Here is a 15,245-nt window from a genome sequence, read left to right on the forward strand (position 1 = left end):
ATGCGCGTTGCGCTGTACCAATGCCCGCCGTTGCCGCTGGATGTCGCAGGCAACCTCAACCGCCTGGAACAACAGGCCCAGGCTGCCGCAGAGCAAGGCGTGCAGGTGCTGATCTGTCCGGAAATGTTCCTGACCGGCTACAACATCGGCGCTCGGGCAGTCAGTGAACTGGCGCAGGCACAGGACGGCCCGGCAACCAGGCGCATTGCCGCCATCGCAAAAGCCAGCGGCATTGCGATTCTTTACGGTTATCCGGAGCGCGGTGCTGATCAACAGGTTTACAACGCGGTGCAGCTGCTCGACAGCCACGGCACCAGCCTGGCCAACTACCGCAAGACGCATTTGTTCAGTGAGCTGGACAAGTCGATGTTCGCGGCAGGCGGGGATCATTTCCCGGTGGTCGAATTGAACGGCTGGCACCTGGGCCTGCTGATTTGCTACGACGTGGAGTTCCCGGAGAACACCCGTCGGCTGGCGTTGCAGGGCGCACAGTTGATTCTGGTTCCGACTGCCAACATGGTGCCTTACGACTTTGTCTGTGACGTGACCGTGCGCGCACGGGCATTCGAGAACCACTGCTATGTGGTGTACGCCAACTACTGCGGCAGCGAGGGCGAGATTCGTTATTGCGGGCTCAGCAGCCTCTGCGCACCGGACGGCAGCCGCCCGGTGCTGGCTGGTCAGGACGAAGCACTGCTGGTCGGCACGCTGGACAAGGCGCTGCTGGCCCAGGCCAGAACTGCGAACGACTACTTCGTGGATCGTCGGCCGGCACTTTATGCGCCGCTAACTTGATCTGTTTCGCGGGTTTGAGCAGGAGGCTCGCGAACGGGTCAGCTAATCCGCTAGCATGATGCTTTGCTTCGCAACGCTTTCCGGATGCCCCTGATGCCTGCCGCACACTCCGCTGAACTCAGACGCCTCACGCTGGCCAACGGCCTGAATGTGGTGCTGTGTCACGAGCCGCGGCTCAAGCGCTGTGCGGCCTCATTGCGCGTGGCAGCAGGCAGCCACGATGCGCCGCAGGCGTGGCCGGGGCTGGCGCATTTTCTGGAACACCTGTTTTTCCTTGGCACCGAGCGGTTCCCTGCCGGGGAAAACCTGATGGCATTCGTGCAACGCCACGGCGGCCAGGTCAATGCCAGTACCCGTGAACGTACCACCGACTTCTTCTTCGAACTGCCGCAGGCAGTCTTCGCCCAGGCACTGGAGCGGCTGTGCGACATGCTCGCCCGGCCGCGCATGGCCATCGCAGACCAGCTACGCGAACGTGAAGTGCTGCATGCCGAATTCATCGCCTGGGTCGGCGACAGCGCATCACGCGATCAGGCGCGCCTGCTGACACCGATCAACCCACAGCATCCACTGCGCGGTTTTCACGCTGGCAATCGTTACAGCCTGTCAGTGCCCAATCCTGCATTCCAGCAAGCACTGAAGGACTTTTATCGATGCTTCTATCAGGCCGGCCAGATGACCCTGTGCCTGAGCGGGCCGCAATCGGTGGCTGAGCTGGAAGCGTTGGCAACGAGTCATGGCGCGTTATTCGCCAATGGGATGAAGGTCCAACAGCGCACGCCTCCACCACTGATTGCGCGCCGTCTGCAGCAAATTGGCGATCAAAGCCACCTGCTGTTTGCCTGCGAGAATCTGCCGGACAGGGCTGACGAGGCGGTGGCGTTCTTCTGTCACTGGCTCAATGCAGCACAGCCGGGCGGCCTGATTGCGGAGCTGGTCGAACGGGGCCTCGTCAACTCGCTGAAAGCCGCACCGCTTTATCAGTTTGGCGGGCAGCTGTTGCTTGATATCGAGTGCCAAGGCGCCAGCGCGGACGCTCACGCCATCCGCAACCTGTTTTTCAGCTGGCTCGATTTTTTCAAGATGCATTGGCCTGCGCTGATCGAGCAATACCAGCGCCTGGAACAACGCCGTCTGCAAATGAGCGGAGCGCTGGCCCTGGCAAATCATTACTGTCGCGAGACGCCTGCGCAGTTGAGCGACCAAGGCAAAGAAGCGTTACGTGCGCTGCTTGCATGGCTCACACCCGACGCACGGGTCAGTTCTACGGTGGTCGGCGACCTCGACATAGAGCCAGTCGAATGGCGTCTGCCAGCACCAAACCCGTTTCTTGGCGCGGCATCGGGGAACAGCGATGAGGCCGCGCTTTACCTGCGTTGGGAGCTGCCCTCCGCACAGCCTGCCCTGTGGCGGATGCTCCATGCAGGGCTCAAGCCATTGATCGAAGACGCCCATCAGGCCGGAGTCGTCCTGGCGTTCAGTGCTTACGGCCCTTACTGGCAGCTGCAATTGAACGGCCTGCGAGCCCCAATGGTTGCGGTTATCGAACATGGCCTGCATCGCCTGCAACACCCAGATCCCTCATCACAAGCACACGAAGAGCCCGCGCTGATTCCGATCCGCCAATTGCTCAAGCAGCTTGCCGATCATTACCTGAGCAATGCTACGCAGCTGGCGATCACTGATCTGCCTGCCGTATGGGCAACGTCGCGCTGGATCAGCTTCACCAAGGGTTTCTGCCCTGACAGCCAGTCCCTGATCGACGCTGCGTTGAATGCAGCACCGGGTACTCGGCAAACAGCCTCACCCAGGCTGCCCGTCACTCGCTCTGGCAAACGCTGGGCGACTGAAGCATCGTCTTCATCGGAAGACGCAGTGCTGGTGTTTTGCCCGGCCCCCACGGCCTCCCTTGCAGATGAGGCCGCCTGGCGATTGCTCGCACACGTGTCACAGGCACCCTTTTACCGGCGGCTGCGAGTCGAACTGCAATTGGGTTATGCCGTGTTCAGCGGCATCCGACAGATCAACGGCAGTACCGGGTTGCTGTTCGGCGTCCAGTCGCCCACGTGTAACGCCGGGCAGCTTTTCGAACACATCGAAGCGTTCATCGGCAGCTTGCCCGAGCTAATTCGCGACGCCGATCTGCCTGAGCAGATAAAAGCCCTTTCAGCTCAGTTCGAGTTGTTTAACCTGCCCGACCAGCAGTTGGCAGACATGCAGTGGCAAGCGCACCTGGCCGGGCATCACGCCAGCCACCCGGAGACGTTGCAACGCGCTCTGTCAAATCTGGATACACACTCGTTACTCACCGCGTCGGCTCAACTGATCAACGCCACTGGCGGCTGGCTGATCGTGGCCAATCGCCCTGCCAGCGCGGCCATCCCGATATCCTTACCTGAACGGTAACGGTCTTTTCTGCAGATTCCGATCCTGAAGAATGGCTAAATTGAGTAACATAGCTCCCTAACTATCTGAACGTATGCCTTCAGCGATGCACTAAGATGTAGTCACCAACCGCAGCACTTATCCGAGGAGATTTTTATGTCGTGGACTAAACCTGCTTACACTGATCTGCGTATCGGTTTTGAAGTCACCATGTACTTCGCAAGCCGTTGATTTCAGTGCGCTGTGAAGCCTCGGTTCGCCGGGGCTTTTTTTATGGTTATGGCTGTTTTTTATTTCAGAACGTGTGCCGGGAGCTGTCATGTACATCCAGATTTTAGGTTCTGCTGCGGGCGGTGGATTCCCCCAGTGGAACTGCAACTGCGTCAACTGCGCAGGCTTTCGCGACGGCAGCCTGCGTGCCCACGCACGGACCCAGTCGTCCATTGCGCTGTCCGACGACGGGATCAACTGGGTGCTGTGCAACGCCTCACCGGATATTCGCGCGCAGTTGCAAGGCTTTGCGCCCATGCAGCCTGGACGGGCATTGCGCGATACCGGCATCAGCGCGATCGTGCTGATGGACAGCCAGATCGACCACACCACCGGCCTGCTCAGCCTGCGCGAAGGCTGCCCGCATCAGGTCTGGTGCACCGACATGGTTCATGAGGACCTGAGTACCGGCTTCCCGCTGTTCGAGATGCTCAAGCACTGGAACGGTGGTCTGAACTGGAACCGTATCGAATTGCAAGGCAGCTTCGTGATCCCTGCCTGCCCGAACCTGCGCTTCACGCCTTTCCCGCTGCGCAGCGCCGCGCCGCCCTACTCGCCGCACCGCTTCGACCCGCATCCGGGCGATAACATCGGCCTGCTGGTCGAAGACACTCGCACTGGCGGCAAGCTGTTCTATGCGCCGGGCCTGGGCAAGGTCGATGCAGCGCTGGCGGAAAAGATGCGCGACGCCGACTGCCTGCTGGTCGATGGCACGATGTGGGACGACGACGAAATGCAGCGCCGCGGCGTCGGCACTCGCACCGGCCGGGAAATGGGCCATCTGGCACAGAACGGTCCTGGTGGCATGCTCGAAGTGCTTGAAGGCTTCCCCGAGCAACGCAAGGTGCTTATCCACATCAACAACACCAACCCGATTCTCGACGAAGACTCTCCGGAGCGCGCGGAGCTGCTTCGCCGCGACGTCGAAGTTGCCTTCGATGGCATGAGTATCGAGCTTTAGGAGCTGACATGAGCGACGCGACTGCACTGTCCCCCGCTGAATTCGAACAGGCCTTGCGCGCCAAGGGTGCTTATTACCATATCTATCACCCGTTCCATGTAGCGATGTACGAAGGACGCGCGACCCGCGAGCAGATTCAGGGCTGGGTCGCCAACCGTTTCTACTATCAGGTGAACATTCCGCTCAAGGATGCGGCGATTCTGGCCAACTGCCCGGATCGCGAGATTCGTCGCGAGTGGATACAGCGTCTGCTCGATCATGACGGCGCGCCCGGTGAAGACGGCGGCATCGAAGCCTGGCTGCGCCTCGGCGAGGCCGTGGGGCTGGACCCGGACCAACTGCGCTCTCAGGAGCTGGTTCTGCCGGGCGTGCGGTTTGCCGTTGACGCTTATGTGAACTTCGCCCGCCGCGCCAACTGGCAGGAAGCGGCCAGCAGCTCGCTGACCGAACTGTTCGCCCCGCAGATCCACCAGTCGCGCCTGGACAGTTGGCCGCAGCACTATCCGTGGATCGACCCGGCAGGCTACGAGTATTTCCGCACCCGCCTGGGTCAGGCCCGGCGCGACGTGGAACACGGCCTCGCGATCACGTTACAGCACTACACTACGTACCAGGGCCAGCAACGCATGCTGGAAATCCTGCAGTTCAAACTCGACATCCTGTGGAGCATGCTGGATGCGATGTCCATGGCCTACGAGTTGAACCGACCGCCGTACCACAGCGTTACAGACCAGAAGGTCTGGCATAAGGGGATTACGCTATGAAGCACGATCCGGAGTTCCGGGCTTTGACACCCAAATGGCATCAAGGCTATCGCTTTCAATACGAGCCTGCGCAAAAAGCCCATGTGGTGCTTTACCCTGAAGGCATGATCAAACTCAATGAGAGCGCGGCCCTGATTGGCGGGCTGATCGATGGGCAACGCACGATCGCCGCAATTATCCATGAGCTTCATCAGCAGTTCCCCAACGTTCCCGAACTGGGCATGGACGTCGACGAGTTCATGGAAGGTGCCAAAAAGAAAAACTGGATCGATCTTGTCTGACATGACCCCTGTGCCCAACGGCCCCCGTATTCCGCCCACGCCCGAGGTCGGCCTGCCACTGTGGCTGCTCGCCGAGCTGACCTATCGCTGCCCGCTGCAATGCCCTTATTGCTCCAACCCGCTGGATTTCGCCAGACAGGGCCAGGAGTTGACCACCGAGCAGTGGTTCAAGGTCATGCAGCAAGCGCGGGAAATGGGTGCGGCGCAGATCGGTTTTTCCGGCGGCGAGCCGCTGGTGCGCCAGGACCTCGCCGAGCTGATCGCCGAGGCGCGGCGGCTGGGGTTCTACACCAACCTGATCACCTCGGGCATCGGCCTGACCGAAGAGAAGATCGTCGCCTTCAAGGAAGCAGGGCTGGACCACATCCAGATCAGCTTTCAGGCCAGCGACGAGCAGGTCAACAACATGCTCGCCGGCTCGAAAAAAGCCTTCGCGCAGAAGCTCGAGATGGCCAGGGCGGTAAAGAAGCACGGTTATCCGATGGTGCTGAACTTCGTCACCCACCGGCACAACATCGACAAGATCGACAAGATCATCGAGCTGTGTCTGGCGCTTGAGGCGGACTTCGTCGAACTGGCAACCTGTCAGTTCTACGGCTGGGCGCACCTGAACCGCGTTGGTCTACTACCGACCAAAGATCAACTGGTACGTGCCGAAGCTGTCACCAATGAATACCGCGACCGGCTGACAGCGGAAAACCATCCGTGCAAGCTGATCTTCGTCACCCCTGATTATTACGAAGAGCGCCCCAAGGCGTGCATGAACGGCTGGGGCAACATCTTCCTGACCGTGACGCCGGACGGCACCGCGCTGCCCTGCCACGGCGCGCGACAGATGCCGATCCAGTTTCCCAATGTGCGTGATCACAGCATGCAGCACATCTGGTACGACTCGTTTGGCTTCAATCGCTTTCGCGGTTACGACTGGATGCCTGAGCCGTGCCGCTCGTGTGACGAGAAGGAAAAAGATTTCGGCGGCTGTCGCTGTCAGGCTTTCATGCTGACCGGTGACGCCGCCAATGCCGACCCGGTGTGCAGCAAGTCCTACCATCACGGAATCATCACTCAGGCTCGTGACGAGTCCGAAACCGCTACTCAAACCATTGAAGAGCTGGCCTTTCGCAATGACCGAAACTCACGACTCATCGCAAAATCCTCCTGAACGACTGAGCGCCGCACAAGCGGTCGCCGCAGGCGTCGACTTTGCCGAACTGGACGCCAGCTCGGCAGGCCTGTTCTGGAACGAATACCGACCCGAAGACGGGGCCTGTCGAATCTGGCACTGGTCCGCAAACAGCAAACGCTGCCTGACACCTCCAGGCTTCAGCGTTCGCAGCCGGGTGTATGAATACGGTGGCGGCTCGTTCTGTCTGGCTGACGACGCAGTGGTATTCGTCAATGAGAGTGACCAGCAACTGTACCGTCAGGCGCTGGACGCCAGCGTGCCGGTACAGTTGACGGAGGGCAGCAAACGCTACGGCGGCCTGTTCTTCAGCGGTGGCCGGATTCTCGCCGTTGAAGAGGACCACAACACGCATCGGCTGGTCGCTATCGACCTGACTGACGGGCAGCGCCAGTTGCTCGCCGAGGGTGCCGACTTCTACGCGTCGCCGATCATCAGTGCCGACGGCCAGCGCCTGGCCTGGATCGAATGGCAACGGCCGCATCAGCCGTGGACCAGCACCCGGTTGATGTGTGCCGCGAAACAGGACGATGGCCATTGGGCCTCTGCGCAGTGCGTGGCAGGTAACGGTGCGCAAGAGTCTCTGCAACAGCCGCGTTTCGATGCCCACGGTCGCCTGTATTGCCTGACCGATCGTGCAGGCTTCTGGCAGCCCTGGGGCGAATCGCCTTCCGGGTTCACGCCACTCCTCGCCCGTCCGGCGGATCATGCTTCTGCGCCTTGGCAACTGGGCAGTTGCACCTGGTTGCCGATCAACGATGGCTATCTGGCAAGTTGGTTTGAGGACGGCGCAAGCGTACTGGGGCTTTGTCAGGCCGATGGCGGTGTTGAAGATTTCAGCGTTGGTTACAGCCGCTTCCGCAGTCTCGCCATCGACGAAGCGTTCGTGTATTGCATCGCAGCATCAGCCATCAGCACCTCGGCGGTGGTGGCCATCTCTCGCCACGATGCCAGCGTTCAGGTGCTGGCAGGGGGCGGTTCGCCGTTGCCGCCCGAACAGATCAGTCGCCCTCAAACGTTGCGTTACCCTAGCGGTGGAGCCGAGGCTCATGGCTACTTCTATCCCGCTATGACCGGCGTGGAAAAACCGCCGCTGGTGGTGTTCATCCACGGCGGCCCGACCTCTGCCTGCTACCCGGTGCTGGACCCGCGCATTCAGTACTGGACACACCGGGGCTTTGCTGTGGCAGACCTCAACTATCGCGGCAGCAGTGGCTACGGTCGCGTGTACCGGCAAGGCCTGCACCTCACTTGGGGGGTGGCGGACGTAGAGGATGCGTGTGCGGTTGTCGCGCACCTGGCCGAACGCGGCTTGATTGACGAACGACAGGCTTTTATTCGCGGCGGCAGTGCCGGTGGCTACACTACGCTCTGCGCATTGGCCTTCCACAACGTGTTTCGCGCCGGGGCGAGTCTATATGGCGTCAGCGATCCGGTGGCGCTGGCCAGGGCCACGCATAAATTCGAGGGCGATTACCTGGACTGGCTGATCGGCGATCCTGACAAGGACATCGAGCGCTATCGGGCCCGCACCCCCCTGTTGCATGCAGAGCGCATCAACGTGCCGGTGATTTTCTTTCAGGGTGAGCTGGATGCCGTGGTGGTGCCAGAGCAGACCCGCACCATGTTCAAGGCGCTGCAAGACAGCGGTATCAAGACGCAGGCACACTTCTACGCAGACGAACATCATGGATTCCGCAAGGCGAGTAACCTGGCAGATGCGCTGGAGAAGGAATGGCGTTTTTATCGCGAAGTACTGGATGCCTGATCACGCCGTTTGATCGTTCCCGCATGGGGGAACGATCAACGCGTACGACGACGTGTTACTTACGCGAGACGATGATGTAGATCGCGTGGATGATGCCAGGGATGTAACCCAGCAGGGTCAGCAGAATATTCAGCCAAAAAGCGCCAGCAAAGCCTACTTGCATGAACACGCCTACCGGAGGCAGCAGAATGGCGAAAATGATACGAATGATGTCCATGAAAAGCTCCTGATTGATTGGCTCTGATTGGCCATACAGCTAATCGACCCTCGCCGTCGGTGAGGGTTCAACCGGCTCTGGCAAGACGCCATTATTCTTTCTCGGGAGATGAGCGCTACACGCTCGGTGATGCGTGCGGGACAGGAGTTTTGCGGCCTGGGAAGTCCAATCGTTAAAACGCAGACAAAGAAAACCCCGCCTAAGCGGGGTTTTCCAGACTGTTTCCCTGATTTCCCTTTCACCCCGCCATCCTGGCAGGCATCCCTACGTGTCCCTGTTATGTCTTGTTGCGCGTCCTGCGCTACGTCCATGAACAAAGATTAACTTTGGATCCCTTTTTTGGGAAGAGGCCGATTTGCGTCACGTCGCGTAAGCAAATGCTTACACGACTTTTTCAAGTCAGAATTGTGACGCCTTCAGCAGGAACAGTGATTCGCTGCCAGCGCGCACCGAAGCGTCCAGCGAGTGGATACGCGGCAGCAAACGTGCGAAATAGAAGCGAGCGGTACCCAACTTGCTCGCATAAAACTCTTCCTGTTCTTCTTTGCCGAGCGCTGCCTTGGCCATCATCGCCCACAGGTAAGCGTAGGCGGTGTAACCAAACAGATGCAGGTACTCGACAGACGCAGCGCCGATTTCATTAGGGTTGCTGCGCGAACGGTCCAGCACCCAGCCAGTCAGCTCATCCAGCATGTTCAAGGCTTTTGCCAGCGGCTGGGTAAATTCGTTGAGAGCGTCATCCGAGTCGTTGATGAACTGGCGCACTTCATCCGAAAACAGCTGATAAAACGCGCCGTTCGAACCGACGATCTTGCGCCCCACCAGGTCCAGCGCCTGAATGCCGTTGGTGCCTTCGTAGATCTGCGTGATACGCACATCGCGCACCAGTTGTTCCTGGCCCCACTCGCGGATGTAACCGTGACCGCCGAACACCTGCTGGCCGTGAACGGTGGTCTCCAGGCCGATATCACTCAGGAACGCCTTGGCCACCGGCGTCAGCAGCGCCACCAGATCATCGGCGCGTTTGCGTGCAGCATCGTCCTGGCTGAACTTGGCAATATCCAGTTGCAGGGCGACATAGCTGGAAAACGCCCTGCCGCCTTCGTTGAAGGCCTTCATGGTCAGGAGCATGCGACGCACGTCGGGGTGAACGATGATCGGGTCAGCGGCCTTTTCCTTGTTCTGCGCCCCGGTCGGGGCGCGGCTCTGCAGGCGATCCAGCGCATATTCGACGGCGCTCTGGTAAGAGCGCACGCCTGAGGCCAGCCCCTGAATGCCGACACCCAGACGTTCGTAGTTCATCATCGTGAACATCGCCGCCAGTCCTTTGTTCGGCTCACCGATCAGATAACCCGTGGCGTCATCAAAGTTCATCACGCAGGTCGCCGAGGCCTGGATGCCCATCTTGTGCTCGATCGAACCACAGCTGACGGTATTGCGCTCGCCAATGCTGCCGTCGTCACCGACCATGAATTTGGGCACCAGAAACAGCGAAATGCCCTTCGGCCCTGGCGGTGCGTCCGGCAGCTTGGCCAGCACCAGATGGATGATGTTTTCAGTCAGGTCGTGTTCACCGCCGGTAATGAAAATCTTGCTGCCGGTGATCTTGTAGGCACCGTCAGGCTGCGGCTCGGCTCGGGTGCGAATGATGCCCAGATCAGTTCCGGCGTGAGCCTCGGTCAGGCACATCGATCCGGCCCAGACGCCCGAATACATGTTGGGCAGAAATCTGGCCTTCAGCTCTTCGGTGGCGTGGGTGTTTATGGACACACAGGCACCGGAGGTGAGCATCGCGTACAAGCCGAACGCGAGGCTGGCAGAATTGAGCATCTCCTCGACCTGGGCCGACACCACCTTGGGCATGCCCATGCCGCCAAACTCGGGGTTGCCGCCCACGCCGACCCAGCCGCCTTCCGCGTAGATCCGGTAAGCTTCGGGGAACCCCGCAGGCGTGGTAACGACCGTGTCTTTCCAGTGACAGCCCTCTTCGTCACCGTTACGACTTAGCGGGGCGATGGTTTTGCTGGTGACTTTGCCGGCTTCTTCAAGAATGGCGTCGACCGTTTCAGCGTCGACTGTTTCAGCCAGCTCCGGCAGTTGCGCCCAGAGCCTGGAAACCTCGAAGACTTCATTGAGGACGAAGCGCATATCGCGCAGTGGCGCTTTGTAGTCAGCCATGGCAAACCTCGTGAAACGGAGCGAAATTCTGTTGGAGGCTGATAGGTGCGTGCGGCGACGCAGATCAGCAGTCGAGTTTCACGAGTCTACCCGAACAACATTTCAGAGACATAGGGTCGTGTCATGACTCAACAGTCAGGACAGGTCACGGGAAATACCAGAATTTGCTCAGGTAGCCGCTTCGGTGGTGCGCACAGCACCGCGCCGGTTCAGCTGCCCATAAGCGACCACGCAGTTACGTCCTGCCCCCTTGGCCGCGTACAGCGCCTGGTCGGCGCTTTTCAGCACTTCTTCGGGCGTGCGATGCTCTGGCTGGCGTTCGGCAACGCCAATGCTGACCGTCACCGACACGCTGCCTGAGTGAGCCCCGCTGCGGCGTTGTCGGCCTTGCTGATCGTCCTGCGGGCGACTGTCCTTGTTGCGCAGCTGAATCTCGTAATTGGCGATGGTTTCACGAATGGCTTCCAGGTGCGGCATGCATTCGTCGATGGTCTTGGCGGCGAATACGATAGCGAATTCTTCGCCGCCATAGCGATATGCCTTGCCGCCACCATTGGTGATTTTCGACAGTTTGCTGGCAACCAGACGCAGTACCTGATCCCCCACGTCGTGCCCGTGGGTGTCGTTGAATTTCTTGAAGTGATCCACGTCGCTCATCGCCAGCACATAGTTGCGCCCAAGACGCTGCATGCGCTCATTGAGCGCCCGGCGACCAGGCAGGCCCGTGAGCTCATCGCGGAACGCCATCTGATAAGCCTCGTGGGCGACGGCTGCGGCAATCATCAGCATGACCTGACTGCACAGGATATTCAGCGTGAACGGCAGGATGAACGTTTTCGGCAACGCCCAGAACAACCCCAGCAGACCGACAATCTGTGCAGCGTGCAGCGGTCGCGGCTTCTCCAGGTATTGCCAGATCAGCACCCCGAACGACACCAGAAACATCGCGTAGGACAGCTGAATAAGGCTCATCCATGCACCATGCAGCGCAGGCCAGCGGATGTCTGCCAGCCAGACCTGCAACTCGACCGGATAACTTTGTTCAAGACCCAATGCCACGCTGCTGACCGCCACCAGGACCGCGAGCCGCGCGACCATGTCCTGAAACAGGTGCGTTCGCTCCTCCCACGCCGCATACAACCCGAACAGCACCGGCAACAGCAGACAGACCAGATGGAAGATCACCGCCGCATCATCACGGACCTTGCCGTTGTCCCGATAGAAGTCAGTCTGGGTATCGAGCAGGTAATAGGCGATGTACACCGTGAGCATCAGAAACAGCTCGCGCTGACGCCGGTAAACGCAGCAATACGCACCGCCCAACAGCAGAACCAGCGTTGGCAGCACATTGAAAAGCGAAGTGAAGAAGACGTTCAGGTCCTTGACGTACGCAGCCGCGAGCCCCGCCACCAGCAAGCCCAGTGAAGGCAAAAAATGACTCAATCGCGCAGCGGATGGACGCAACAAAAGGGTTATCTCCTACCCGGCATCTGAATGGGTGACTGACTTGATGGCATTGTGCCCTCCGCCAGCGAACAATGCATCGGCAGGATCAACAAACAACTTAATTTCTGTAACGGCAGGAAGCGGGAAATGTTTATTGCGGGATTTCTCGTGCCCATGCGTTGGCATGCCGCTCGGGACGCACATAAAGGCGCTTTTTTATCGCGATGGCACTGACGACGCAGAGCGTCACGAAATGCACTCCCACGCGGAGCGTGAGGAACGAGGGGTGTCCAGGAAGACACTTCTCGTGACCATGCGCGGGGCCTGAGCGCCTTCTCAGGTCTCGCCGGAATTTGAATACAGCAATGCGCTAAAACGCACCCATAAAAAACCGCCTGATCAATGATCAGGCGGTTTTCGTGACGGCAGCGAAGCTTAGTAAGCCAGGCCGAAGTCTTCTTCTTTCATGTCCATCAGGTTGGCAGCGCCCGACAGGATGGCGGCAACATGCGTGCGAGTGCGCGGCAGAATACGCTGGAAGTAGAAACGCGCCGTCTGGATCTTGGCACGGTAGAACGCCTCGTCCGAGGTGCCGGCAGCCAGTTTTTCGGCCGCAACACGCGCCATGTCGGCCCAGAAATAAGCCAGGCAGGCATAACCGGAGAACATGATGTAATCCACCGACGCGGCACCGACTTCTTCGCGGTCCTTCATGGCCGCCATGCCGACTTTCAGGGTCAGGTCGCCCCACTCCTTGTTCAGCACAGCCAATGGCGTCACGAATTCCTGCACGGCTTCGTTACCCTCGTTGCCCTGGCAGAACTTGTGGACGATCCTGGTAAAGCCTTTCAGCGCTTCGCCTTGGGTCATCAGCACCTTGCGGCCCAGCAGGTCTAGGGCCTGGATACCGGTGGTGCCTTCGTACAGCATCGAGATCCGGCTGTCGCGAACGTTCTGCTCCATGCCCCATTCGGCGATGAAACCGTGGCCGCCATAGATCTGCACGCCATGGTTGGCCGCTTCAAAACCCACTTCGGTCATGAACGCCTTGGCAATCGGCGTCATGAACGCCAGCAGTGCGTCGGCGGCTTTCTTCTGCTCGGGGTCTTCGCTGTACTTGACGATATCGACCTGCTTGGCGGTGAAGTACACCATGGCACGCGTGCCTTCAGCGAAGGCCTTCATGGTCAGCAGCATGCGCCGCACGTCCGGGTGGACGATGATCGGGTCTGCGGCCTTGTCCGGTGCTTTCGGGCCTGTCAACGAGCGCATCTGCAGGCGATCACGGGCATATTGCAGACCGCCCTGGAAGGCAACCTCGGCATGCGCCAGACCTTGCAGCGCAGTTCCCAGACGCGCGGTGTTCATGAACGTGAACATGCAGTTCAGGCCTTTGTTCGGCGGGCCGATCAGGTAGCCGGTAGCGCCGTCGAAGTTCATTACGCAGGTGGCGTTGCCGTGGATACCCATCTTGTGTTCGATGGAACCACAGTTGACCGCGTTGCGTTCACCCACACTGCCATCGGCAGCGGAGAGGAACTTGGGCACGATGAACAGCGAAATGCCTTTGGTCCCAGCCGGTGCATCCGGCAGGCGGGCCAGCACGATGTGGACGATGTTATCGGCCATGTCATGTTCGCCAGCGGAAATGAAAATCTTGGTGCCGGTCACCTTGTAGGTCCCGTCAGCCTGAGGTTCGGCGCGCGTGCGCAGCATGCCCAGGTCAGTACCGCAGTGAGATTCGGTCAGGCACATGGTGCCGGTCCACTCGCCGGAGACCAGCTTGGTCAGGTACGCGTCCTGCTGTTCGGGCGTGCCATGCTCGGAAATGGTGTTCATTGCGCCATGCGACAGACCTGGGTACATGCCCCACGACCAGTTCGCTTCGCCAACCATCTCGCTTACCGCCAGCCCCAGCGACTCGGGCAGCCCCTGACCGCCATGAGCGACGTCGTGTGCCAGACTCGGCCAGCCGCCTTCGACAAATTGTTTGTAAGCCTGTTTGAAGCCGGACGGCGTCTTCACGCCCGACTCGCTCCAGGTGCAGCCTTCGGTATCGCCTACCCGGTTCAGCGGTGCCAGAACCTGCTCGCAGAACTTGGCACCCTCTTCAAGAATGGCGTCGACCATGTCCGGAGTGGCGTCATGACAGGCTGGCAGACTTTGATAGTGCGCTTCATAACCGAGCAGCTCATCACGGACGAAACGAATATCACGCAAGGGGGCCTTGTAGTCAGGCATAGCGATAAACCTCTGCTGATGAATCCTGGAACGAATGACCGGGCGGTCGCTGAAAGCATAGCCTCAAGCACCAGACAATCTCGTATACCTTGCGGTCAAACAGGTGTTTGAAACATACGTTTACGCCCAAACCTTGTCAATAGCGAAGCGCGCGCCATTCGTCCACGCTGCTCCGCAGGCCGATCAGGCAAGGGCATCAGGCACAGTGAAAACCGTAAGGGCAAGCTTAGTCGAGGGCGGACAGCGTTGCGGGACGATACAGAAAGGTGATGGAGGGCAATTCAGAAAATGACGCCGTGCACAGGTGGCACGGCGCTGGCTTTACACGAGGCGTTGAAACGAAGGGCGTTAAGCGTAGGTGTCGATCAGAGTGCCAAGCGCTTCATCGCTGGCCTTCTGGACCGCAACCCCGGCTTCGACCTGAGTCTTGCCAGCGTTGAGCTCGACAATGTTGGCTGACAGGTCGGAACGCTGGCTACGGTCGACCGAGCGCAGGTTTTCAAGCTGAAAGTCGGAAGACTGGCTTCTGCCCGACACTTCGATGTTGGAGCTGGCAATCTGGGTGGCCGCCTGATCCACACGACCTTGCCCGACCTGCATAGCGCTAAGGCCTGGGTAGAGGGTGTTGTTCATGGTGATTTGCATAAGCCGATCCTCAGTTCAAAAAACGAACACGTGCCATTGAACCAGCATTTGCGCAGAAATACTCGACAAATAGACTAATGGCACTAGGCCGCATGATAGCCTGAGTCTTGA

Annotated in this window: 13 protein-coding genes; 8 read left to right on the forward strand and 5 right to left on the reverse strand. The window is 59.5% G+C overall.

The window, feature by feature from the left end; all coding sequences use genetic code 11:
* From MME58_RS23865 to MME58_RS23900, 8 genes are all read left to right on the forward strand, one after another.
* Complete coding sequence (locus MME58_RS23865; protein ID WP_054985652.1) at nucleotides 1–795, forward strand: carbon-nitrogen hydrolase family protein; 795 nt, start codon at nucleotides 1–3, stop codon at nucleotides 793–795.
* A 93-nt stretch (nucleotides 796–888) separates the two neighbouring features.
* On the forward strand, nucleotides 889–3,201 hold the full coding sequence (gene pqqF / locus MME58_RS23870) for a pyrroloquinoline quinone biosynthesis protein PqqF (protein WP_055007154.1): 2,313 nt from the start codon (nucleotides 889–891) through the stop codon (nucleotides 3,199–3,201).
* Between the two features lie 135 nt (nucleotides 3,202–3,336).
* A complete protein-coding gene (gene pqqA / locus MME58_RS23875; RefSeq protein WP_003422658.1) occupies nucleotides 3,337–3,411 on the forward strand; it encodes a pyrroloquinoline quinone precursor peptide PqqA in 75 nt (24 codons plus the stop codon).
* 88 nt (nucleotides 3,412–3,499) lie between these two features.
* Entirely contained in the window at nucleotides 3,500–4,411 is a 912-nt protein-coding gene (gene pqqB / locus MME58_RS23880) for a pyrroloquinoline quinone biosynthesis protein PqqB (protein WP_055007155.1), read from the forward strand.
* 8 nt (nucleotides 4,412–4,419) lie between these two features.
* Nucleotides 4,420–5,175, forward strand: a complete 756-nt coding sequence (pqqC, locus tag MME58_RS23885) for a pyrroloquinoline-quinone synthase PqqC (RefSeq protein ID WP_055007156.1) — start codon at nucleotides 4,420–4,422, stop codon at nucleotides 5,173–5,175.
* Nucleotides 5,172–5,456 carry a pyrroloquinoline quinone biosynthesis peptide chaperone PqqD gene (pqqD, locus tag MME58_RS23890; RefSeq protein ID WP_055007157.1) on the forward strand — a complete coding sequence of 95 codons (285 nt, stop codon included), beginning with the start codon at nucleotides 5,172–5,174 and terminating at the stop codon, nucleotides 5,454–5,456. Before pqqC ends, pqqD begins: the two co-directional genes overlap by 4 nt.
* Nucleotides 5,449–6,618 (forward strand): pyrroloquinoline quinone biosynthesis protein PqqE, encoded by a 1,170-nt coding sequence (pqqE, locus tag MME58_RS23895; RefSeq protein WP_055007158.1) that lies wholly within the window; start codon nucleotides 5,449–5,451, stop codon nucleotides 6,616–6,618. The genes pqqD and pqqE overlap by 8 nt, the downstream gene beginning before the upstream one ends.
* Nucleotides 6,581–8,407, forward strand: a complete 1,827-nt coding sequence (locus tag MME58_RS23900; RefSeq protein ID WP_055007159.1) for a S9 family peptidase — start codon at nucleotides 6,581–6,583, stop codon at nucleotides 8,405–8,407. The genes pqqE and MME58_RS23900 overlap by 38 nt, the downstream gene beginning before the upstream one ends.
* Nucleotides 8,408–8,462: 55 nt before the next feature.
* On the opposite strand, the gene MME58_RS23905 is transcribed toward MME58_RS23900, so the two are convergent.
* The 5 genes from MME58_RS23905 to MME58_RS23925 all read right to left on the reverse strand — a co-directional run bounded on the left by MME58_RS23905 (nucleotide 8,463) and on the right by MME58_RS23925 (nucleotide 15,134).
* Complete coding sequence (locus MME58_RS23905; RefSeq protein WP_002555565.1) at nucleotides 8,463–8,624, reverse strand: YqaE/Pmp3 family membrane protein; 162 nt, start codon at nucleotides 8,622–8,624, stop codon at nucleotides 8,463–8,465.
* 399 nt (nucleotides 8,625–9,023) lie between these two features.
* Nucleotides 9,024–10,802: an acyl-CoA dehydrogenase C-terminal domain-containing protein gene (locus MME58_RS23910; RefSeq protein ID WP_055007160.1), complete on the reverse strand. Its 1,779-nt coding sequence runs from the start codon at nucleotides 10,800–10,802 to the stop codon at nucleotides 9,024–9,026.
* A 168-nt stretch (nucleotides 10,803–10,970) separates the two neighbouring features.
* On the reverse strand, nucleotides 10,971–12,269 hold the full coding sequence (locus MME58_RS23915) for a GGDEF domain-containing protein (RefSeq protein WP_055007161.1): 1,299 nt from the start codon (nucleotides 12,267–12,269) through the stop codon (nucleotides 10,971–10,973).
* A 414-nt stretch (nucleotides 12,270–12,683) separates the two neighbouring features.
* Nucleotides 12,684–14,489 (reverse strand): phenylacyl-CoA dehydrogenase, encoded by a 1,806-nt coding sequence (locus tag MME58_RS23920; protein ID WP_055007162.1) that lies wholly within the window; start codon nucleotides 14,487–14,489, stop codon nucleotides 12,684–12,686.
* A 348-nt stretch (nucleotides 14,490–14,837) separates the two neighbouring features.
* Nucleotides 14,838–15,134: a hypothetical protein gene (locus MME58_RS23925; RefSeq protein WP_054985662.1), complete on the reverse strand. Its 297-nt coding sequence runs from the start codon at nucleotides 15,132–15,134 to the stop codon at nucleotides 14,838–14,840.
* Nucleotides 15,135–15,245 lie beyond the last annotated feature (111 nt).

The organism is Pseudomonas syringae pv. tagetis (genome assembly GCF_022557255.1).
In the GTDB taxonomy this organism is placed as follows: domain Bacteria; phylum Pseudomonadota; class Gammaproteobacteria; order Pseudomonadales; family Pseudomonadaceae; genus Aquipseudomonas; species Aquipseudomonas caricapapayae.